The following is a 19,317-nucleotide window of genomic DNA, read 5'->3' as shown; positions in this document are numbered from 1 at the left end:
GGTGGTGGGCAAACGTACGACGAAGCATCGGCCATACCCGCGGGGATGCGCTCCACGTTAGCGGGCACGTTCGATGCAACCGGTCCGGGATGCACTGACCATTCACATGACCGAAGGAACGCACCATGACACAAGAGAGCGAACGTTCGACTCCGCCTAAGCAAACGCCTAACGACCCGACCGCAGCGGACCGCCGCCTGAGCGACGAGCAGAAGCAAGACCTGACTAACGAGCCCGCACCGCCGACGGGCGCCGGCAAGCCGCTGCCCGAACCGAACGACGTCGGCGAGGATGGCTAAGCAACTGGCAACGCGCAGGCCCGGCGCAGCGCTCGGCCTGCCCGCCGCACATTGACGCTCGTACAATGATGGAAGCAACGCTACAACCGACACTGCGCTGCGCCCGGCGATAGGACACGTCGCCGTTCACCGAAGCAAGGACGCTCATGCACGATCCTGCTCACTTCCTGCCGTCATTCGTGTGGCGCGCGGCGCGCGACGGGACCATTCAGTATGCCAACCCGTGGGCCTCCCGCTATCTCGGCATACCGTCCGACGATTTGGCCGGCCAACATTGGCAAGCTTTTGTTCACCGCGACGACGAACGAACGGTGCTCGACGCGCTGAGGCAAATGCGCGACGGCGTGCTGCTGCGCAATGTCGATGTCCGTCTTCTGCGCTCGGACGGCGCGTTTCGCTGGCATACGCTCCACTTGCAGGCACGCCGCAACGAGGATGGAAAAATCGGCGATACGGTAGGTGTCGCGATCGACATTCACGAATGCCGGCACGCCTGGGAACTGTACGAAGCAAGCGAGCGGCGTCTGCAGGCCGCGTTCGCGGGCGCACGCATGGGCGCGTGGGAATGGGACATGAAAATGCGCGTCGTGCGCATGACGGCGCAACTTGCGGACCTTTATTCGTTTCCGCCTGGCACCGAATCGGTCATGCTCTCGGAAATATGGGACCGCGTGGCGCCCGATTACCGCGAGCCGTTTCAACGCAAGCTCGCCGATGCGCTGCGCTATGGCGGCCCATTCGAATTCGACTTCATGCTGGACTGCCATCGCGATGGCAACCCGGGCTCGCGACGCTGGCTTCGCATGCGCGGCAATCCGGAATTCGACGCGCAAGGCGTGCTGACGCGCGTGCACGGCGTGAGCTTCGACATCAGTCAGCAACGTGCCGACATGGAGCGTTTGAGCCTGAGCGAACGCCGTTATCGCGCGCTCGTCGAATCGACCGGGGCGCTCGTCTGGTCCGCCGATGCAAACGGCGAAATTCGGCCTTCGGGCGGCGAATGGGAAATGTTCACCGGCGAGCGGCGCGACCGGCTCTCGCGCTGGGGCTGGCTCGACTTCATTCATCCGGACGACCGCGAGCGCACGCATCACGCATGGCTGGAAGCATTGCATCAGGGCGGCCCGCGCACGCTCACCTTCCGCATGTATCGCCGCGATGGTTCGTATCGCATGGTGCAGGCACACGCCGCCCCGCTCTACGACGAGCACGGCAAGCTGCAAGAGTGGTTCGGCACGACAACGGATGTCACGGCGGAATACGAAGCGCAAGCGGCGATCGAAGCGCGCAGCCTGCGCCTCACGGTTGCCATGCAGGCGGCGAAGATTCACATCGTCTCGCTGGAACTGGCGAACTGGACCATGCTATTCGAAACGAGCGTCGAACACCGGCCCGATCAGGCCGAGACGCTCACCTACGAAGCGGCGCTTGCGCGCATTCATCCCGACGATGCCCCCGCTCTCGACCGCTATGTCCGACGCCTCGCTTCCGGCGACGATCCGCACGAGCAATTCGAGTTTCGTGTGCAGAACATGCACGGCGAACAGTGGATGCAGGGCAGCGCATTGCTTCAGCGCAGCAAGGACGGCCAGCCGCTGCGGATCATCGGCAGCCTGATCGACATCACCGACCGCAAGCAGATGGAACTGGTGCTGCGCGAATCGGGCCGCCGCAAGGACGAATTTCTCGCCATGCTCGCGCATGAGTTGCGCAATCCGCTCGCGCCGCTGCGCACGGCTATCGCGCTGCTGCAAAAGGACGAAGACTTGTCCTCGCAGACGAACGACCTCGTCGAACTCATGAACAGGCAAGTCGAGCACATGACGCGCATCGTCGATGATCTGCTCGAAGTGTCGCGCATCACGCAGGGCCGCATCGCATTGCAGCGCGAGCCGGTGTTGGTCGGGACCGCCGTTTATCACGCGGTGGAAGCGATCGCGAACATGGTCGAATCGCGCGGTCAGCGCATACAGGTCGATGTCCCCGATGCAACGACATGGGTGTGCGGCGACGTCACGCGGCTCTCGCAAATACTCGTTAATGTGCTCAACAACGCGAGCAAGTACACGCCGGAAGGCGGCGACATCTCGGTGAGCGTGAATGCGGATCAGGACTGGGTGTCCATCGTGATCGCCGATACGGGTACCGGAATTTCCGGCGACCTGTTGCCGAAGGTGTTCGAACTCTTCTCGCAAGGCGAACGCACACTGGACCGCTCGAACGGCGGCCTCGGCATCGGGCTGTCGCTCGTCAAGAAGCTCGTGGAAATGCATGACGGGACCATCACGGTTCAAAGCCCAGGACCGGGGCTCGGCACCACCGTCAACGTGCGCTTGCCGCGTCTGCATCATCACGAGCGTCACTCGGCGCTCGCGCTTTCCGAGGGCAGCGGGCTTGAGACGCATGCCGCGTTGCGCATTCTCGTCGTAGACGATAACCGCGATGCCGCCGATTCTCTCGCGATGCTATGTGAATCCGAAGGACACGTGGCGCGCGTGACGTATTCGTCGGAAGAGGCGCTGTCCGCCACGCCGTTTCAGGCGGACGTGGCGTTGCTTGACATCGGCTTGCCCGATATCGACGGTTACCAACTCGCGCGACGCCTGCGGCGCAAAGGCGAAAGCGCGCCGCTTCTCATCGCCATCACAGGCTATGGACAGACCGACGACCGCTTGCGCGCGCAGTCGGCGGGCTTCGACTATCACTTCGTGAAGCCGGTCAATGTGGAAAGCCTTCTCAAGCTGCTGTCGTCGCTGACCGTCACGCGACGCCCGGAACGCTGATTGCTTGCTACAGGGCATCGCAACCAGAAGGAGGCACGCATGGCCGAGCAACACAAACCCGGTGAGAAAGTACAGACCTCGGGAATCTATCGCGTCGTGAAAGAAGGCGACAGCGGCTCCGCATTCGAAGTGACGTGCGTGGAAGGCGAGCACTTCCCGCCGACGAGAAGCGGCAAGGGCGCGCATTATGAACTCGTGCACGCCGCGACGCACTCGCACAAGCACGGCGAGCTCGGCAGCGGGGACAAGTGACGCCATAGACGCTATGAAGGCGGCGCGCGAGCGTCGTCTCTCACCTTTGCGAGGACAACGCGATGAACCCTGAACCCTCCGATCCGGTCGAGCGCGCGGACAAGCGCCGCGAGGCCATCGGCGAAGGCGACGTCAAGGAAAAGCCGGACGGCACGATCGAGCAGCGCGGACATGGCAGCATGGACCCGACGCTCGTTCCGAAAGGCAAGGACCATCCCGAAGAGGGGCCTTATACGCCGGAAAACGATCATATCGACCCCGATGTCGATCCCGCTGCGAGCAGCGATCATCCCCGCAGCAAGCCGGATTCAGAAGCGTAATCAGTGGCGCGGGCGCATGCAGCATAATGTGCGCTCGCCCATTTGCCCGACCGCATCATGCAGATTCTCGTCGATGCCGACGCTTGCCCCGCTGTCGTGAAAGACATGCTGTTTCGCGCGGGGCCGCGTGCGGCAATCAATGTGACGCTGGTGGCCAACCAGTTCCTGCGCACTCCGCCCTCGCCCTATATCAAGGCCGTTCAGGTGCCTTCGGGTTTCGATGTCGCGGACGCGCGCATCGTCGAAATGGCCGCAGCCGGCGATCTCGTGATCACCGCTGACATACCGCTCGCAGCAGCGGTGCTCGCCAAAGGCGCGCATGCACTCGACCCGCGCGGCGAGTGGTTCAGCCCGGACAATATCGAAGAACGCCTGACCATGCGCTCGATGATGGACCAGTTGCGCAGCACCGGCATCGCGACAGGCGGGCCCTCGCCGTATAGCCCGCGCGATGGCAAACAATTCGCCGCTCAGTTGGACAAATTTCTCGCGCGTCAGCGCGCCGTCAAATAGTCGCAGTGAGTTTCAATGGCGCGGGCCTTCGCTTTTGCGGTGTTTGTCGTTCGAGCAATTGTTGAAATGATCGGGGTACTCGGTGCCGACGAGCGCATCGTACTCGTCCGGTTGCGCCTTGACGATTGCCTGCAGCATCTTGATGAACGCGTTGCCGTCCGCGAGGTTGTCGGCGATCACGCGCGCCGTTCTGAGCGAAATGGATTCGGTCAGTGGCGGCGCTGTTCCGTCGTCCAGCTTGAATAGAAACCGGTGAATCTCGGCCGACGATGCTTGCGGCGGCACTTCATGCGAAATGATGGTTGCTTTCATGTTCTGGTTCTGTGATTCATTTCTTTGGTCTGCCAGCAAGAAGCAAACCACGACGCGACGGCACGTGATCTGCTGAGTGCCATGCATGTCAATCAGCACGGAGGACACATGACGAGCGAGAGTTTTTCCTTCAAAGGCTACGACGTTACGGTGACCATTCAGCAGAACGATACGGGCGACTGGGTGCCGCAGATCGCAGCGCTGCGCGATGGCGCGCCTGCCGACTTGCCGGATGTAGAACCGACCGGTCCTAGCTGGGCGACGCGCGCGGAAGCCTTGCGTGCGGGCGTCGAGCGGGCTCATCGTCTGATCGAACGTTATGGCCTCGGCCACGACGATCAACATACCGATGGCGGCACGAAGCGCGAGTTCTAGACGCTGGAACGCGGTATGCGTAATTGTCAGTCCCTAACCACGTTGCAAAGGAGTGAAGCAATGCCATCGTCCAAGCTCGGAAATTCGAACCCGACCAATCCGCGTAACGACCAAGGGAAGGCGCAAGGCCAACAGCAGCAGAATCAGCAGAAGCAGCCGATGCATCAGGGCGGCCAACGCCAGCCGTGATCGCGTCGAGTGGTGAAAAAGGTCCGCTCGCGCTGGCGTCATAGAGCAGTGCGAGCGGATCGCATTGATTGCGTTTGCAGGAGACACGACTCATGAAAGCGCGACCATTGATCGCGGCAGTGGCTCTCTCTTTATCGGGCACCGTGCTGGCTGCCGGCAGCGGCAGCGGAAGCCCGGGCGCCGGACCTTCGGTGAACACGTCAGCCGCGGGCCGTAGCGGCGCCGACCAGGGCCCCGCTTCGGCCATGCGGCCGCCGACGCCAGGAGGCGGCACCGGCGGCGCAGGCGACGGCATGCGTTCACCCGGACAAGGCTCCTCGGGCGGAATGCAACCGATGCTAAAAAGCGGCAGCGGCAGCACCACAAATCAGCCCGGCGCGCCTTCCACGACGAACGGCGGCGCTCAAGGTCAATAGACCGCCTGCACGTTTGCTGCGGCATACTTCGTCAACGAGCCCGCTCGAGGCTCCAACGGAGACGTCATGCCAACTCTGCCCATCAGCCGTTTTCCCGTTCCGAACCCTGAAGCGTGGCCCGACGACATTCGCGAGCGCATACGCGAAGTGCAGGACAAGGCGGGCTTCGTTCCCAATGTATTTCTTGCGCTCGCGCACCGGCCCGACGAGTTCCGCGCATTCTTTGCCTACCATGACGCGTTGATGCTCAAGGAAGGCGGCCTCACGAAAGGCGAGCGCGAAATGATCGTGGTCGCAACGAGCGGCGTCAACGATTGCCTTTACTGCGTCGTCGCGCACGGCGCAATTTTGCGCATCTATGAAAAGAACGCGCTGCTGGCTGACCAGATCGCGGTCAATCATCGCAAGGCCGACATTACGCCGCGTCAAAAGGCGATGCTCGATTTCGCGCTGAAGGTCTGCCGCGAAGCCGGCGCAGTAGACGATGCCGACTTCGCCGCGCTTAATGCGCACGGCTTCAGCGACGAAGACGTCTGGGACATTGCGGCCATTACTGCGTTCTTCGGCTTGTCGAACCGCATGGCGAATGTCACGTCGATGCGGCCCAACGACGAGTTCTATCTCATGGGGCGCGTGCCGAAGGGTTAACCCGAGCCGGCAATACCTGAAAATTTCTCAGCTTTAGTTGAACCGAACCGCGTTGATCGCTGCGTCGAACGCGACGAAACTGCCTCCACACCGAACAAACCATGGAGACAGCAATGTTGCTCGACAATCGTGTAGTGATCGTGACCGGCGCGGCTTCGACGCGTGGCATCGGCAAGGCGACGGCAAAGGCGCTCGCGGCGCAAGGCGCGCGCGTCGTCATTCTGGACCTGCGCGAAGCGGACGCGCAAAGCGCCGCACGCGATATCGGCGAAGAACACCTGGGCCTCGCATGCGACGTCACCGACAAGGACGCATGCGTCGCCGCCGCCAACGCGGCCATCGAAAAATACGGCCGCATCGACGCGCTCATCAATAACGCCGGCATCACGCAACCCATCAAGACGCTCGAAATCAGCGCGGCGAATTTCGACGCCGTGATCGACGTCAATCTGCGCGGCACGCTCTACATGTCGCAAGCAGTCATCGGGCAGATGAAAAAGCAGCAGAGCGGCAGCATCGTGTGCATGTCGTCGGTATCGGCGCAGCGCGGCGGCGGCATCTTCGGCGGCCCGCATTACAGCGCAGCCAAGGCCGGCGTTCTCGGCCTCGCGCGTGCCATGGCGCGCGAATTCGGCGCCGATCGCATTCGCGTGAATTCCATCACGCCGGGCCTCATTCAGACGGACATCACCGGCGACAAGCTCACGCCCGAGATGCGCGCGGACATTATCAAAGGCATTCCGCTCGGCCGTCTGGGCGATGCAGCCGACATCGCGAATGCCTGCCTCTTTCTCGCGAGCGATCTGTCGAGCTATCTCACGGGCGTCACGCTGGACGTCAACGGAGGCATGTTGATTCATTGATGTCGCGTGCGCCCGCCTCACGCGCGGGCGCATTCAACGCACCCGGACTAACCGGGGCGTAACGAGTCATGGCAGGAGACAAACATGAAACCTCGCTTTACCGCGCCGCCGCTCGCAGCGGATATCTCGTCGTCGGCCGACACCGCCACTTTCGAAGCAAAGACGTATGCGAAGGTCGGACGCCGTCTCATACCGTTCCTGATGCTGTGCTATCTCGGCGCGTATCTGGATCGCGTCAACGTCGGCTTTGCGAAGCTGCAAATGCTCAATGACTTGCGCTTTTCCGAAACCATCTATGGCGTCGGCGCAGGCATTTTCTTTCTCGGCTATTTTCTTTTCGAAGTGCCGAGCAACGTGATACTGCACAGGGTGGGCGCGCGCAACTGGCTCGCCCGCATCATGCTGACGTGGGCCGTGATCTCGGCGAGCTTCGTGTTCGTGAAGTCGCCGACCCTGTTCTATGTCCTGCGCTTTCTACTCGGCGTGGCCGAGGCAGGCTTTGCACCGGGCGTCATTCTGTATCTGACTTACTGGTTCCCCGCCGCGCGCCGAGCGAAAGCATTGTCGCTGTTCTTCATGGCGATCCCGCTCGCGGGCATCATCGGCGGGCCGCTTTCCGGTTACATCATGCATGCGCTGCAAGGCGCGCACGGGCTCGCGGGATGGAAGTGGCTCTTCATCCTTGAAGCGTTGCCATCGCTCGTGCTCGGCGTCGTGATTCTCTTCTATCTCGACAATGGCATTGCCAGCGCGAAGTGGCTCACGGATGCGGAAAAAACGCTCCTCGCCCGCAATGTCGAGAAGGACAACGCGCAAAAGCTGGAACACGTGTCGATCCGCTCGTTCATCGGCGACCGGCGTCTGTGGCTCATGGCCGCGATCTACTTCTGCGTCGTGCTGGGTCAGTATGGCCTCACGTTCTGGCTGCCGACTATCGTGCGTCGCGCTGGCGTGGCGGACCCGCTGTGGGTCGGCATCTTCACCGCGATCCCGTATCTGTGCGCCATCGTCGCGCTGCCGCTGATCGGGGCGAGTGCCGACAAGCACCGCGAACGCCGTCTGCATCTCGCGATTCCGATGCTTGTCGCCGCCGCCGGCTTCGCCACCTTGCCGATGCTCGGCAGCGTGGGCGCGTCGATCGTCTGTGTGAGCGTCGCCGCTGCGGGCATTCTCGCTTCGTCGTCGCAGTTCTGGTCGCTGCCTACTGCCGTGCTCGGCGGAATGTCGGCGGCGGCGGGCATCGCGGCGGTCAACTGCTTCGCCAATCTCGCGGGCTTCTTCTCGCCCGCCATCGTCGGCTGGCTCAACGATCTCACGGGCAAGTCCACGGCTGGCCTGATCTTTATCTCGGCTGCGGTCGTCGTCGGCGCGGCGCTGGTTTTCCTCGTGCCTGCGAAGACGGTGAATCGATAAGCATTCCTATCTATCATTTCAAGGAGACGAACATGAGCAGTCCCGTTATCGAGGAGGTGACGCTCGCCGAGCGCGCCTATCGCATTCGCCGCAACGCCCTTTTGATGGGCGAAGTGCAGGGCCAGGGCTATATCGGTCAGGCGCTGGATATCGCCGATGTATTGGCCGTGAGTTACTTCGGCGCGATGAACTACCGCCCCGAAGATCCGGAATGGGAAGAGCGCGACCGCTTCCTGCTGTCGAACGGTCACTACGCGATTGCGCTGTACGCAGCCCTCTTCGAAGCCGGCATCCTGCCGCAAGAAGAACTCGAAACGTATGGCAGCGACGACAGCCGTCTGCCGATGTCCGGCATGGCGAGCTATACGCCGGGCATGGAAATGTCGGGCGGCTCGCTCGGCCAGGGTCTGACTATTGCAGTGGGCCGCTGTCTCGGACTCAAGCGCAAGAACTCGAAGTCTTTCGTCTATACGCTCTTCTCCGATGGCGAGCTCGACGAAGGCGCGATCTGGGAAGGCTTGATGTCCGCCGCGCACTGGAAGCTCGACAACCTGATCGCGATGATCGACGTGAACAATCAGCAAGCCGATGGCCCGTCGACGCAGATCATGGCGTTCGAACCGCTCGTGCCGAAGCTCGAAGCGTTCGGCTGGTACGTGCAGCGCGTGAACGGCAACGATATCGACGCCGTGAAGGAAGCCTTCGACAACGCGCGCAATCTGAACGAAGCGAAGCCGCGCATCATCGTATGCGATACGAAGATGGGCTGCGGCGTGCCGTTCCTCGAACAGCGCGAGAAGAATCACTTCATCCGAGTCGATGCGCACGAGTGGCAACTCGCGCTGGAAGCACTCGAATCGAGCCGGTAAGCCAGGAGAACAGCATGAGCACCATCGAAAAGAAGCCGCGTTTGAAGACCTCCGCGATGATCGCCTCGATCGCAAGCGAGGGACAAGTCACACGTTCCGCGCCGTTCGGCCATGCGCTCGCCGAACTGGCGCGCTCGAAGCCGAACGTGATCGGCATGACGGCCGATCTCGGCAAGTACACCGACCTGCATATCTTCGGCAAGGAATTCCCGGAGCGTTACTACCAGATGGGCATGGCCGAGCAGTTGTTGATGGGCGCGGCCGCCGGCTTCGCACATGAAGGCGCGCAGCCGTTTGTCACGACGTATGCGGTCTTTGCGACGCGCCGCGCGTATGACTTCATTCACCAGACGATCGCGGAAGACAACCTCGACGTGAAGATCGTCGCCGCGCTGCCCGGTCTCACAACGGGCTACGGCCCGAGCCATCAGGCAGCCGAAGATCTCGCGTTGATGCGCGCGATGCCGAACATGACCGTTATCGACCCGTGCGATGCGCTCGACATCGAGCAGATGGTGCCGGCCATCGCCGCACACAAGGGGCCGGTCTATGCTCGCCTCTTGCGCGGCAACGTGCCCGCCGTGCTCGACGAATATGGCTATCGCTTCGAACTCGGCAAGGCGAAGATGCTGCGCGACGGCTCCGACGTACTCGTCATTTCATCAGGGATACTAACGATGCGCGCGCTCGAAACCGCGAAGGCGCTGGAAGCGGATAACGTCGACGTGGCCGTTCTTCATGTGCCGACGATCAAGCCGCTCGACACCGAAACGATCATTCGCGAAGCGCGGCGCTCGGGCCGGCTTGTCGTGGTCGCGGAGAATCATACGGTGATCGGCGGTCTGGGCGAAGCGGTGGCGTGCGCACTGCTGAGCGCCGGCGTGACGCCTGCATTCCGGCAAATCGCGCTGCCCGATGCGTTCCTCGATGCGGGCGCCTTGCCTACCCTTCACGACCGCTACGGCATCTCCACGAACGTGATGGCGAGCACCATCAAGGGCTGGCTCGGCTAGGGCGCACTGCGGCCGCGCGCAGGCTTTCTCGCGCGCGGCGCTTCTTTTCCGGCAGGCGCGTTCGCGCCTGTCATCTCTTCCATCCATGAAAGCGTGTCGACGTACGCGAGGAAATGCTGCAAGTATTCCGGCGAAGCCTCACGCATCAATGCAAGCGAACGATGCACGAGGCTGCTTGAATTGAGCGGACCGGCGTTCTTCGGCACCTTCTGCTGCGACTCCCGCAACTGCCGCTCGGCGCTGACTTTCGACCAGACGCCCCGCAAATACTCCAGCAGTTCTTCATGCGACGGATGCGTGGCCGCGTGCCGCGCCATGTCGTCGAGCAACACGGCAAGCGGTCCTTTCGGCGCATGCGCTGCAACGGCTTGGCGGGCGACTGACTGCGCGACCGTATCCGCGTAGTCGTTCAAGAGCGATGACAGGCGCGCGTCGATGATGCGTCTCGCCTCGCCTTCATGCGTCGTGGCCCGCCGCGCCAGCGCCTCGATGAAGCGATAACGCACGGGATTGATGCGATGCTCGCCGCGCGCGCGCCATGCGTCGAGCATCGCGCGGGCATTCATGCCGTCATCCACGAGGCTTCACCAGCGAGTTCGTCGGACGCGGCACAGCGGATATCTCGACGCGGCGGTTCTTCGCGCGGCCTTCATCGTCGGCATTGGAACTGACGGGCTGCTCCGAGCCGAAGGCCGCCGCGAATACCGATGACGGCGCAACGCCTGCATCGATCAAAGCGCGCGTCACGGTCAGCGCGCGCTTGGCCGACAGCTCCCAGTTATCCGCGAACCGGCGATTGCCTTCGCGAACCTGCTGGTCGTCGGCGAAACCGCTCACCATCAAGACTTGATCGTGCGTGCCGAGATACGCGGACAGCGGGCCAGCGAGGCTCTTGAGCACATCACGCCCCTGCGGTTGCAGCTGGTCCGAATTGAGCGCGAACAACACGTTCCCGCTGATCCCGATGCGCCCGTTCACGAGCGTCACGCGCCCGGACGCGAGCGGTCCGGCGAGCGCCTGTTCCAGCGTCTTGCGCCGCTGCGCTTCCTGTTGCCGTTCCTTTACGGCCTGTTCGAGCTTCGTCGAAAGCTGCAACTGCACGCCGATGACTGCGACGAGTATCAGCACGAACGCGCCGAGAAGCACCGACATCAGGTCCGCGAAAGCGGCCCAGATGGGCGCGGCGCTCTCGATGCCGCCATCGAGTTCTTCGTTCATGCGCGCGCTCCGTCCAACTCACGCTGTCCGGCAATGCGTTGCAGGTCTTCGACGATCTGCTTCTGCGACATCACGCTCAGGTCGATGACTTCGCGCGCCTGCGCGACGTAATAAGCAAGCTGCTCGTCGCTGCGCGAGAGCGTCTTGTCGAGCGCCGTTTCGATGCGCTGCAAATGCGTGACGAGCGTCTCGTTCGCCGCGCCGAAGGACTCGACGGCCGCGCCCAACGCTTCGCCGAGGCTCGCCACTTCGGCGGCACTGCCGGTAACTTGCGCGGCCACCGCGCTGATCTTCGCGCCTTCGCTTTCGATCTTGTCGCTGAATTGCGTGCCTGCGCGCGCGAGCAGATCCGCCGACGTGGAGATGAGCGCATCGACGGCCGTGCGTTGCTCGGTTGACGCGAGATTCACGGCATCGAGAAGCGTGTGCAGCGTGGCGAGCAGGCGGCTGCGCTCCTCCAGCATGGCGGTGTCGCGCACCATCGAATCGGAGAGCATCTGCCGCATTTCCGCGACCACTTCAGCCGCGGCCTTGGGCGCTTGCGATGCAGCCTGCATGAGCTTTTCGATTTCAGCGATGAGACCGTTCGCATGCGAGCGCGACGCGTCCGACATCTCGCTCGCCGTGCGCGCGAGCGTGTCGCAGATTTCCTGCTGACGGCGCTCGACGAACGTGCTCGTCTGCTGCCATTCGTCGCGCAAGGTCACGGATACCGCGCCGAGGGCTTCGGTCCACGCGTTCAGGCGAGCATCGTTGTTCGATGCGAGTTCTGCGGCGAGCTTCGCATGGGCTTCATCGACCGACTTCAGGAGCGATGCCGAGTGGGCTTCGAAGCGTTCAGTCGCCTCGTTCAATGCGCCCCGATGCTGCGCGGCGAGTTGCTCGCCCGCCTGCTGTTGCGCGGCAAGCGCGCTGCGCCAGGCGTCCGAGATGCCAGCCGATGTGCTTTCGAGCCGCGACGAGATCCCTGCGAGCAAGTCGCTCGCGCGTGCCTCGAAACGGCTCGCGAAGCCATCGAGCGAAACGCCTGTCTGCGTGGCGAGCGCCGCGCTCGTCTGCTCGTGCTTCACGACCGACTCGTTCAAAGCGGCGGCGATCTTCTCGACGCAAGCATGCAATTCGGTCGTTACACCGTTGATGTGCGTCGCCATGCCGGCGGCCAGATTCTGCGAGCGCTCGTCCACGGCTTGCGCGAAACGATCCAGCGAAGCACCCGTCTGCGTGACGAGCGCCGCGCTCGCTTCTTCATGTTTGACAAGCGTTGCGTCGAGTCCGTCCGCTGTCTGCTTCATGCGCGACGACACGTCTTCGATCAGCGTCGAAGACCGTTCTTCGAAGCCTTGCGCGAAGCGTTCCAGCGACGCATTCATCTTGTCGACGAGCGCCTCGTTCGACGCCTGATGCCCTTGCAGCGAGCGATCCCAGATGCCGGCGATCTTCTGCGCGGAAGCCTCGAAGCCGTTCGACAAGCCATCGAGTTGTCGCCCCACAGCCTCTTCGATACTGCCGTGCAACGCCTTCGTTTCGCGTGCGATGCCGTCCATCGTCGCCTGCATCACGGGCTGCAATGCGGCGCTCGCCGCGCGCGCGCTGTCGGCCACGCTTTGCTTCAACGACAGTTCCACCGAGGTCGCAAGACGCCGGTACGCCGTCTCCGTATTCGCATGAAACGCGGCCTGATTCGCCAACTGCCGCTCGTTCGCGGCCACGCTCTGCTGTTCGATGGCGCTCATCATCGCGTGAAGACGATCGACGAGCTTCGGCATGATCTCGGTCTGACGTTGAAGCAAGCGGAACGTCTCTTCGCGCTGATGCGTCTGCGTGAAAGGCCGCAACGTCGTCGCGGTCTTCATGTCGAGCAGTTGCGCGACGTGCAGGCGTTCGCGACGGCATAGCGTGGAGAGCAAGCCGAGCATCGCGGAGGTCGCGACGCCTGCTATCGACGTGCCGAACGCGAAGCCGAGGCCCGTCACCGGCGCGGCCAGCGATGCGCGGATAGCCGCGAGATCGGTCGAGCTTTCGAGCGCGGCGCCTGTGCCACGCAGCGTCGCGACCATGCCGAGCAGCGTGCCCAACATGCCGAGCAAGACAAGCAAGCCCGCGAGATACGGCGCGAGCGCGGGACCGGGCAACGCCGTGCGTTCGCCTTCGACGCGCGAACGCACCGCATTGCACAGACTCGCGGGCACGTGTTCGAGCCACGACGCAAGGCTCGAAGGCGTTGCGTTCAATGCGCCGACTGCCGTGGCCAGTTCGCGCGTCGTTTGCTGATAGCGCTGCAACTCCGACGCGCCCGCGAGATAGCACGCGCCGATCACGAGCGTGACCACGAGCGCGAGCGCATTCGAGCCGATATAACCAATGGCTATACCGCAGACGGCCAGGAGGCCCACGAGAAAGACAGCTACATTCAGAAGGTAACGGGGCATAGCGTTCAGTGAGCGGTTTGACATGCCGCGAGCAAACCATCGACCGGTTGGAAACGTACGTGCAGTTCGGCGCGCAGGACGCTTTGCATGTCCTGTTCGAAGACGCCGAGCCATGCGGATGCGTCGTCGGAAGACGCCTGATGCGCGCTGCGCATGCGCTGGAAATGCTTGCCGAGGAGCGCCGGCGCTTGCGCCAAGAGCGTGCGTTCGCGTGCGGCGAGCGCCTGTTCCATCACGGCATCGACGACGGCAAGACGCGCCATGCGCGTCGACTTCGCCGCGAGCGTCGCGCGCACGCGGGCGCGCAGCGAGCCGATCTCGGCTTCCATCGCCTGTTGCAGCGACAGATACCGCTGTCGATAGACGGCGTACTCCACGGCCAGGTCAGGAGGCGGTGCCTGCACCGGCGCGCGTCGCCGGTGAGCGCCCGGAGCGTTACCCTTGTCGCCGACGATGGCGCTCGTCAGCGACGCACGCACGCGCGCGCAGGCTTGTTCTTCGCCGTCGAATGCGGATCGCACGCCGGGAATGGCCGGCGGATCGCCGCCGAGCGCGGTGGACAGCGCGATCGCGTCGGTCCAGCCGAGCCACTGGCTCAGACGGTCCGACAGCGAGGAACCGGGTGCGTGAACATCGAGATCGGCGAAACGCGCGAGCAGGCGCACGAGCGCCGGCCCGCTGATCGCCGTGCGCGTGGGGGCTTGCACGATAACACCGCAGGCAAAAACCCGTTAGTTTACACGGTGACGGGCGTCTGCCTAGTTTCGAGGCGTTTTTGTCATTCTTTGCGGATTCTCGACGCCCGCAGCCCGTATCGTTCAGACCGCGCGCTTGCTGCGCCTGAACTGGTCGAACAGCACGGCGAGCAACAGAATGCCGCCGCGAATCAGGTATTGATAGAACGTCGGGACGTTGAGCAGGCTCATTGCGTCCTGCACCGCGCCCATGATGAGCACGCCGACGAGCACGCCCGAGATCGTCGCGACGCCGCCCGTCAGCGACACGCCGCCCAGCACGCACGCGGAAATCACGCCGAGTTCGAGCCCGACCGATGTCTTCGGGTCGCCGAGACTCATGCGCGATGCGAGCATGACGCCTGCGAAGCCGGTCACGAGCCCTTGCAGCACGAACACGGTGATCTTGATGCGCGTGACCGGCAGGCCCGCGAGCACGGCCGCCTCGCTATTGCCGCCGACGGCCAGCACGTTCTTGCCGAACACCGTCTTCTTCAGCAGGAAGCCGAATACGACGAAGCCGATGATGTTGCTCCAGATCGGATACGAGATGCCGAGGAACGAACCGCCGCCGAGATCGAAGAACCGCTCTTCGGAGATCATCACGGCGTCGCCGTTGGAGGTGAGGAACGCGAGACCGCGCACCGCTTCCATCATCGCGAGCGTCGCGATCAGCGAATTGATCTTGAAGCGCGCGATCAGCACGCCGTTCACCAGTCCGACCGCGCCGCCCGCAAGAATGCCCGCCGTGATGCCGAGCATGACGCTATGCGTCGCGGTGATGACGGTCGATGCCATCACACCCGCGAACGCGACGATGGATGCCACCGAGAGATCGACTTCGCCGAGCGCGAGCACGAACATCATCGTGACCGCGATGGAGCCGATCAGCGTCACAGAGAGCAGCAGCCCCTGAATATTGCGGGGCGTGAGAAAGCCCGGCACCGTGACGGAGAGCACCGCGAACAGCACCAGGAACACCACGACGATGCCCGACTTGTTGATGAGGTCCCACATGCGCGCCTGCGAGGGCGCAATGGGCGCTTGAGCATCGCTCGGGGAGGAAGTGCCTGGAGTTTGCATGGCTTGGCTCTAATTCGTTTCGTCTTTCCGGGGCCGCCGCTGGGGTCAGCAGTCAGCGGGGCAATGCGAGCTTGATCAGTTCGTCCGGCGTCGCCTGCGACTTCGGCAGCGCGCCGGCAATGCGTCCTTCTTTCATCACGATGATGCGATCCGACACGCCGATCACTTCGGCCAGATCGCTCGACACGAGAATCACCGTGCGTCCCGCTTCGGCAAGCTCATACAGAAGGTTATAGATCTCGGCGCGCGCGCCGACGTCGATGCCGCGCGTGGGCTCGTCCATCAGGAACACGTCGATGCGTTCCGCGAGCCAGCGCGAGAGAATCACCTTCTGCTGATTGCCGCCCGACAGCGTGCCGATAGCGGTTTCGCCGCTGCGCGTCTTAATCGCGAGCTTCGCGATGTATTCCTGCGCGAGCGCGCGCTCGCGGCGCGCATCCAGCAGAAAGCGCGCAGGGCTGAAATGACGGCGCGCGCTGATGTTGAGGTTGTCCGCGACGGATGCAATCGCGACGATGCCTTCCTGCTTGCGGTCTTCGGGGCACAGCGCAATGCCCGCGCGAACCGCATCGCGCGGACTGGAAAACGCCACGCGCTTGCCCTTCAGTTCGACATGGCCTTCGCTCGCTTTCGTCGCGCCGTAAAGCAGTTTCATCAGTTCGGAACGCCCCGCGCCCACGAGACCGAAGAAGCCGAGAATCTCGCCGCGCCGCGCGCTGAACGACACGGGCTCGGAAAGGCCCGGCCCGAGCAGCCCTTTCGCCTCGATCATCACGTCGCCGGCTTCGCGCGAGCGATAGCCATAGACATCCGCGATCGAACGGCCGACCATGCACGCGATCAGCCGGTCGCGCGAAAGGCCCGCGACGGAATCGAAGGTCTCGATGCGCCGGCCATCGCGGAACACAGTCACGCGGTCGCACAGTTCATAGACTTCGTCCATGCGATGCGTGACGTAGATGATCGCGCGGCCGTCGGCGCGCAGCGCGTCGATGATGCGGAACAGTTGCTTCGTCTCGCGCGCGGAGAGCGAGCTCGTCGGCTCATCGAACGCGATGACGCGCGCGTCGCGCATCAACGCCTTGCCGATCTCGATCATCTGCCGCTGGCCGATGGAGAGGTTCTTCACCGGCGTGCGCGGATCGATCCGTTCGCCGAGTCGTTCCAGTTCGGCCATCGCGCGCTTGACGAGCGCGCGTTCGTCGAGCACGCCCGCGCGGTTCGGCAATTGCCCGAGCATCAGGTTCTCGGCCACCGTCAGTTCCGGCACGAGGTGCAGTTCCTGATAGATGATCGCGATGCCCGCTGCAATCGCCTCGCGTGTCGTCGTAAAGCGGTGTTCCGCGCCATTGAGCTTGAGCGTTCCCGCTTGCGGCCTGTTGACGCCCGAAAGCACCTTAAGCAAGGTTGACTTGCCCGCGCCGTTCTCGCCCATCAAGCCGTGCACTTCGCCCGCGCGCACCGACAGCGACACGCCGTCGAGCGCGCGCACGCCCGGGAAGCTCACGGTAATGCCGTCGAGTTCCAGGTATGCGCCGCGCTCGCCGTGCGCCGGGGCGAGGGTCACGTCGTCCGTCGTCGTAGCCATGCGTGCTTAGATACCGAGTTCGCTACGCACGGACTTCCAGTTCTCACGCGTCATCAGCTTGCCCGTGGTTTGCGTGTCGGCGGGCGGCTGCTTGCCGCTGCGAATCCAGTCGGCGAGATTTTGCGCGCTTTGCTTGCCGTGGTTGGTGGAGCTCACTGCAATGGTGCCGAAGAAGCCGGTTTGTTCCTTCTTCTGGAACTCGGCGAAGGCTTCCCCCGCACCGTTGATGCCGACGCCGATCACATCCGCCGAAGGAATGTGCAGCTGTTCCGTGGCGCGCACGCCGCCCAGCACCGACTCTTCGTTCAGCGCGAAGATCACCCACTTCTTGATGTTCGGATGCTGCGCGAGCACGGGCGACGCCGCGTTGAAGCCGCCTTCATCGTCCGTGGTCTTCTGCGGCGCGTCGAAAATGTTTTCCTTCTTGAAGCCGCCTGCGATGAGCGACTGCGTGGCGCCATCGGTGCGCAGCTTCGCGGTAGGAAGTTCGTAGTCCGTAATACGCAGCGCTCCGACTTCTTCCGGCTTCCAGCCGCGGCGCTTCATTTCGCCGGCAATGGCGTCGCCGACCTGATTGCCGATCTTGAACGCCGACATGCCGAGATGCGGCACGTTGGACAACGGCTTGCCCGACGAATCGACGAGCTGGTCATCGACCGAAACGAACTTCATGTTGTAGCGCTTCGCGCGCGCGGCGATAGCCGGTCCCAGGCGCACGTCCGGCGCGCAGATCACGAAGCCCTGCGCGCCTTGCGCGCCGAGGTTGTCGATGGCGGCGAGCACTTTCTCGCCATCCGGCGTGCCGATGTTCACCGACGTAAAGTTCTCTTTCTGCCCGAGCGCGGTGGATGCCTTCTGCTCGTTGATGAACCATGCCTGCTCCGGCATCTTCACGAGGAAGCCGATCTTGAGCGGCTCGTCGGCTTGCGCCGCGCCGTGAAGCGCGAAAGGCGCGACGCACATCGCGGCCATGATGGCGCGCAAAGTCAGGCGGCGAATTTGTTGGTTCATGACGTGTCTCCTTGGTCTGGCTTTTGTTGGTGAATGTCGTTTGATTTAGCGGCCGAATGGCTCGGTCTCTACGTGCTTGCCTAACAGAAATGCGTCCGCGACGAGTCTGAGCGGACGCACGTCCACGTCGCTCTCGCCCCGCTCGATCAGTTCGCGGAATCGCTCGTAAAGCGCCGGATACTCGCGCTCCAGTCCGAGCGAAACGGCTTCGCCGGCAATCGACAGGCGCTTGCCGCCCTCGCGGATCGACAGGCGGCCGCCGTCCGTATCGACGTCGATGTCCCACTCCTCGACCGGGCCATGACGCCAGTCGAACGACGCGCGCACCGGCGCACCGTTCGTATCGATGCAATCGAGCTCGGCGGCGATGGGCGTTGCGGTATCGCGCGGAATGGTGAGCGTCGCCGCGCGCAATGCGATCTCGCGCGGCAGGATGCGCGTGACGATGGAAAGCGCGTTGATGCCCGGATCGAACACGCCGAGGCCGCCCGGCTCCCAGATCCATTGCTGGCCCGGATGCCAGCGTCGCACGTCTTCTTTCCAGCGTATTTCGACTGCGCGCACTGCGCCCGCTTCCTTCGACGCAAGCCACGCACGCGCCGGCTCCACGGCGCTCGCGGCGCGCGAATGCCAGCTTGCGAAGAGCGTGCGGCCATGCGTTTGCGCGATGTCCCGCAATGCCTCGACTTCGCTCACGCTCGCGCCCGGCGGCTTTTCGAGCATCACATGCTTGCCCGCTTCGAGCGCGGCGCGTGCCTGCGCAAAGCGCACTTGCGGCGGCGCACAGAGCGACACCGCATCGAGCGACGGCTCGGCGGCGAGCAAGGCGTCGAGGTCCGCGTAATTGCGCACGCCGTCGACGCTCGCGTTGCGGCTCGCGCACGCGACCAGTTCGAAGCCGGGCTGCGCGGCAATGGCGGGAAAATGCTGGTCGCGCGCGATCTTGCCGATACCCGCGACGGCGAGCTTATATGCCGATGTCATGCGTA

At 63.5% G+C, this 19,317-nt stretch carries 21 protein-coding genes; 12 read left to right on the top strand and 9 right to left on the bottom strand.

Annotated features, from left to right (window positions below):
• Nucleotides 1–125: 125 nt before the first annotated feature.
• From LDZ26_RS19270 to LDZ26_RS19250, 5 genes are all read left to right on the top strand, one after another.
• The gene (locus tag LDZ26_RS19270; RefSeq protein ID WP_244850859.1) at nt 126–299 is read left to right on the top strand and encodes a hypothetical protein; all 174 of its coding nucleotides are present in this window, start codon (nt 126–128) and stop codon (nt 297–299) included.
• Between the two features lie 146 nt (nt 300–445).
• Nucleotides 446–3,082, top strand: a complete 2,637-nt coding sequence (locus LDZ26_RS19265; RefSeq protein WP_244850858.1) for a PAS domain-containing protein — start codon at nt 446–448, stop codon at nt 3,080–3,082.
• Nucleotides 3,083–3,121: 39 nt separating this feature from the next.
• Nucleotides 3,122–3,334 (top strand): YjzC family protein, encoded by a 213-nt coding sequence (locus LDZ26_RS19260; protein ID WP_244850857.1) that lies wholly within the window; start codon nt 3,122–3,124, stop codon nt 3,332–3,334.
• Between the two features lie 62 nt (nt 3,335–3,396).
• Nucleotides 3,397–3,654, top strand: coding sequence for a hypothetical protein (locus LDZ26_RS19255; RefSeq protein WP_244850856.1), 258 nt, complete (start codon nt 3,397–3,399; stop codon nt 3,652–3,654).
• 57 nt (nt 3,655–3,711) lie between these two features.
• Nucleotides 3,712–4,167, top strand: a complete 456-nt coding sequence (locus LDZ26_RS19250; protein WP_244850855.1) for a YaiI/YqxD family protein — start codon at nt 3,712–3,714, stop codon at nt 4,165–4,167.
• 12 nt (nt 4,168–4,179) lie between these two features.
• Here LDZ26_RS19250 and LDZ26_RS19245 read toward each other — a convergent pair whose 3' ends face one another.
• On the bottom strand, nt 4,180–4,479 hold the full coding sequence (locus LDZ26_RS19245; protein ID WP_244850854.1) for a hypothetical protein: 300 nt from the start codon (nt 4,477–4,479) through the stop codon (nt 4,180–4,182).
• Nucleotides 4,480–4,587: 108 nt separating this feature from the next.
• On the opposite strand from LDZ26_RS19245, the gene LDZ26_RS19240 reads away from it, so the two are divergent.
• The 7 genes from LDZ26_RS19240 (at nt 4,588) to LDZ26_RS19215 (ending at nt 10,265) form a co-directional block, all read left to right on the top strand.
• Nucleotides 4,588–4,854: a DUF6566 family protein gene (locus LDZ26_RS19240; protein ID WP_175946018.1), complete on the top strand. Its 267-nt coding sequence runs from the start codon at nt 4,588–4,590 to the stop codon at nt 4,852–4,854.
• A 60-nt stretch (nt 4,855–4,914) separates the two neighbouring features.
• Nucleotides 4,915–5,043 carry a hypothetical protein gene (locus tag LDZ26_RS25560; protein WP_255751465.1) on the top strand — a complete coding sequence of 43 codons (129 nt, stop codon included), beginning with the start codon at nt 4,915–4,917 and terminating at the stop codon, nt 5,041–5,043.
• Nucleotides 5,044–5,525: 482 nt separating this feature from the next.
• Nucleotides 5,526–6,107: a peroxidase-related enzyme gene (locus LDZ26_RS19235; RefSeq protein ID WP_244850853.1), complete on the top strand. Its 582-nt coding sequence runs from the start codon at nt 5,526–5,528 to the stop codon at nt 6,105–6,107.
• A gap of 113 nt (nt 6,108–6,220) precedes the next feature.
• On the top strand, nt 6,221–6,970 hold the full coding sequence (locus tag LDZ26_RS19230; RefSeq protein ID WP_244850852.1) for an SDR family NAD(P)-dependent oxidoreductase: 750 nt from the start codon (nt 6,221–6,223) through the stop codon (nt 6,968–6,970).
• A gap of 84 nt (nt 6,971–7,054) precedes the next feature.
• The gene (locus tag LDZ26_RS19225) at nt 7,055–8,383 is read left to right on the top strand and encodes an MFS transporter (protein ID WP_244850851.1); all 1,329 of its coding nucleotides are present in this window, start codon (nt 7,055–7,057) and stop codon (nt 8,381–8,383) included.
• A gap of 32 nt (nt 8,384–8,415) precedes the next feature.
• Nucleotides 8,416–9,252: a transketolase gene (locus tag LDZ26_RS19220; RefSeq protein ID WP_244850850.1), complete on the top strand. Its 837-nt coding sequence runs from the start codon at nt 8,416–8,418 to the stop codon at nt 9,250–9,252.
• Between the two features lie 14 nt (nt 9,253–9,266).
• Entirely contained in the window at nt 9,267–10,265 is a 999-nt protein-coding gene (locus LDZ26_RS19215; RefSeq protein ID WP_244850849.1) for a transketolase family protein, read from the top strand.
• Here LDZ26_RS19215 and LDZ26_RS19210 read toward each other — a convergent pair.
• From LDZ26_RS19210 to LDZ26_RS19175, 8 genes are all read right to left on the bottom strand, one after another.
• Nucleotides 10,262–10,831, bottom strand: coding sequence for a DUF2894 domain-containing protein (locus LDZ26_RS19210; protein ID WP_244850848.1), 570 nt, complete (start codon nt 10,829–10,831; stop codon nt 10,262–10,264). The two genes, LDZ26_RS19215 and LDZ26_RS19210, sit on opposite strands and share 4 nt — an antisense overlap.
• Nucleotides 10,832–10,835: 4 nt before the next feature.
• Nucleotides 10,836–11,483 (bottom strand): OmpA family protein, encoded by a 648-nt coding sequence (locus LDZ26_RS19205; protein WP_175946010.1) that lies wholly within the window; start codon nt 11,481–11,483, stop codon nt 10,836–10,838.
• Complete coding sequence (locus tag LDZ26_RS19200; RefSeq protein WP_244850847.1) at nt 11,480–13,912, bottom strand: DUF802 domain-containing protein; 2,433 nt, start codon at nt 13,910–13,912, stop codon at nt 11,480–11,482. Before LDZ26_RS19200 ends, LDZ26_RS19205 begins: the two co-directional genes overlap by 4 nt.
• A gap of 5 nt (nt 13,913–13,917) precedes the next feature.
• Nucleotides 13,918–14,622: a DUF3348 domain-containing protein gene (locus LDZ26_RS19195; RefSeq protein ID WP_244851092.1), complete on the bottom strand. Its 705-nt coding sequence runs from the start codon at nt 14,620–14,622 to the stop codon at nt 13,918–13,920.
• A 108-nt stretch (nt 14,623–14,730) separates the two neighbouring features.
• Nucleotides 14,731–15,729: an L-arabinose ABC transporter permease AraH gene (gene araH, locus LDZ26_RS19190; RefSeq protein WP_244850846.1), complete on the bottom strand. Its 999-nt coding sequence runs from the start codon at nt 15,727–15,729 to the stop codon at nt 14,731–14,733.
• 52 nt (nt 15,730–15,781) lie between these two features.
• A complete protein-coding gene (araG, locus tag LDZ26_RS19185; protein WP_244850845.1) occupies nt 15,782–17,317 on the bottom strand; it encodes an L-arabinose ABC transporter ATP-binding protein AraG in 1,536 nt (511 codons plus the stop codon).
• A 6-nt stretch (nt 17,318–17,323) separates the two neighbouring features.
• Nucleotides 17,324–18,328 (bottom strand): arabinose ABC transporter substrate-binding protein, encoded by a 1,005-nt coding sequence (locus LDZ26_RS19180; RefSeq protein ID WP_244850844.1) that lies wholly within the window; start codon nt 18,326–18,328, stop codon nt 17,324–17,326.
• 45 nt (nt 18,329–18,373) lie between these two features.
• Nucleotides 18,374–19,312, bottom strand: a complete 939-nt coding sequence (locus tag LDZ26_RS19175) for a Gfo/Idh/MocA family protein (protein WP_244850843.1) — start codon at nt 19,310–19,312, stop codon at nt 18,374–18,376.
• Between the last annotated feature and the right edge of the window lie 5 nt (nt 19,313–19,317).

It is taken from the genome of Caballeronia sp. SL2Y3 (genome assembly GCF_022879575.1).
GTDB lineage: Bacteria > Pseudomonadota > Gammaproteobacteria > Burkholderiales > Burkholderiaceae > Caballeronia.
This window is presented reverse-complemented; position numbering and strand designations above follow the sequence as displayed.

What these genes read in the sequence shown, in the direction of transcription:
- LDZ26_RS19175 (WP_244850843.1), bottom strand. Translation starts at nt 19,312, where the DNA reads ATGACATCGGCATATAAGCTCGCCGTCGCGGGTATCGGCAAGATCGCG.
- LDZ26_RS19265 (WP_244850858.1), top strand. Translation starts at nt 446, where the DNA reads ATGCACGATCCTGCTCACTTCCTGCCGTCATTCGTGTGGCGCGCGGCG.
- LDZ26_RS19240 (WP_175946018.1), top strand. Translation starts at nt 4,588, where the DNA reads ATGACGAGCGAGAGTTTTTCCTTCAAAGGCTACGACGTTACGGTGACC.
- LDZ26_RS19255 (WP_244850856.1), top strand. Translation starts at nt 3,397, where the DNA reads ATGAACCCTGAACCCTCCGATCCGGTCGAGCGCGCGGACAAGCGCCGC.
- LDZ26_RS19210 (WP_244850848.1), bottom strand. Translation starts at nt 10,831, where the DNA reads ATGAATGCCCGCGCGATGCTCGACGCATGGCGCGCGCGCGGCGAGCAT.
- LDZ26_RS19270 (WP_244850859.1), top strand. Translation starts at nt 126, where the DNA reads ATGACACAAGAGAGCGAACGTTCGACTCCGCCTAAGCAAACGCCTAAC.
- LDZ26_RS19245 (WP_244850854.1), bottom strand. Translation starts at nt 4,479, where the DNA reads ATGAAAGCAACCATCATTTCGCATGAAGTGCCGCCGCAAGCATCGTCG.
- LDZ26_RS19215 (WP_244850849.1), top strand. Translation starts at nt 9,267, where the DNA reads ATGAGCACCATCGAAAAGAAGCCGCGTTTGAAGACCTCCGCGATGATC.
- LDZ26_RS19180 (WP_244850844.1), bottom strand. Translation starts at nt 18,328, where the DNA reads ATGAACCAACAAATTCGCCGCCTGACTTTGCGCGCCATCATGGCCGCG.
- LDZ26_RS19250 (WP_244850855.1), top strand. Translation starts at nt 3,712, where the DNA reads ATGCAGATTCTCGTCGATGCCGACGCTTGCCCCGCTGTCGTGAAAGAC.
- LDZ26_RS19235 (WP_244850853.1), top strand. Translation starts at nt 5,526, where the DNA reads ATGCCAACTCTGCCCATCAGCCGTTTTCCCGTTCCGAACCCTGAAGCG.
- LDZ26_RS19220 (WP_244850850.1), top strand. Translation starts at nt 8,416, where the DNA reads ATGAGCAGTCCCGTTATCGAGGAGGTGACGCTCGCCGAGCGCGCCTAT.
- araH (WP_244850846.1), bottom strand. Translation starts at nt 15,729, where the DNA reads ATGCAAACTCCAGGCACTTCCTCCCCGAGCGATGCTCAAGCGCCCATT.
- araG (WP_244850845.1), bottom strand. Translation starts at nt 17,317, where the DNA reads ATGGCTACGACGACGGACGACGTGACCCTCGCCCCGGCGCACGGCGAG.
- LDZ26_RS19230 (WP_244850852.1), top strand. Translation starts at nt 6,221, where the DNA reads ATGTTGCTCGACAATCGTGTAGTGATCGTGACCGGCGCGGCTTCGACG.
- LDZ26_RS19205 (WP_175946010.1), bottom strand. Translation starts at nt 11,483, where the DNA reads ATGAACGAAGAACTCGATGGCGGCATCGAGAGCGCCGCGCCCATCTGG.
- LDZ26_RS19200 (WP_244850847.1), bottom strand. Translation starts at nt 13,912, where the DNA reads ATGCCCCGTTACCTTCTGAATGTAGCTGTCTTTCTCGTGGGCCTCCTG.
- LDZ26_RS25560 (WP_255751465.1), top strand. Translation starts at nt 4,915, where the DNA reads ATGCCATCGTCCAAGCTCGGAAATTCGAACCCGACCAATCCGCGTAAC.
- LDZ26_RS19260 (WP_244850857.1), top strand. Translation starts at nt 3,122, where the DNA reads ATGGCCGAGCAACACAAACCCGGTGAGAAAGTACAGACCTCGGGAATC.
- LDZ26_RS19225 (WP_244850851.1), top strand. Translation starts at nt 7,055, where the DNA reads ATGAAACCTCGCTTTACCGCGCCGCCGCTCGCAGCGGATATCTCGTCG.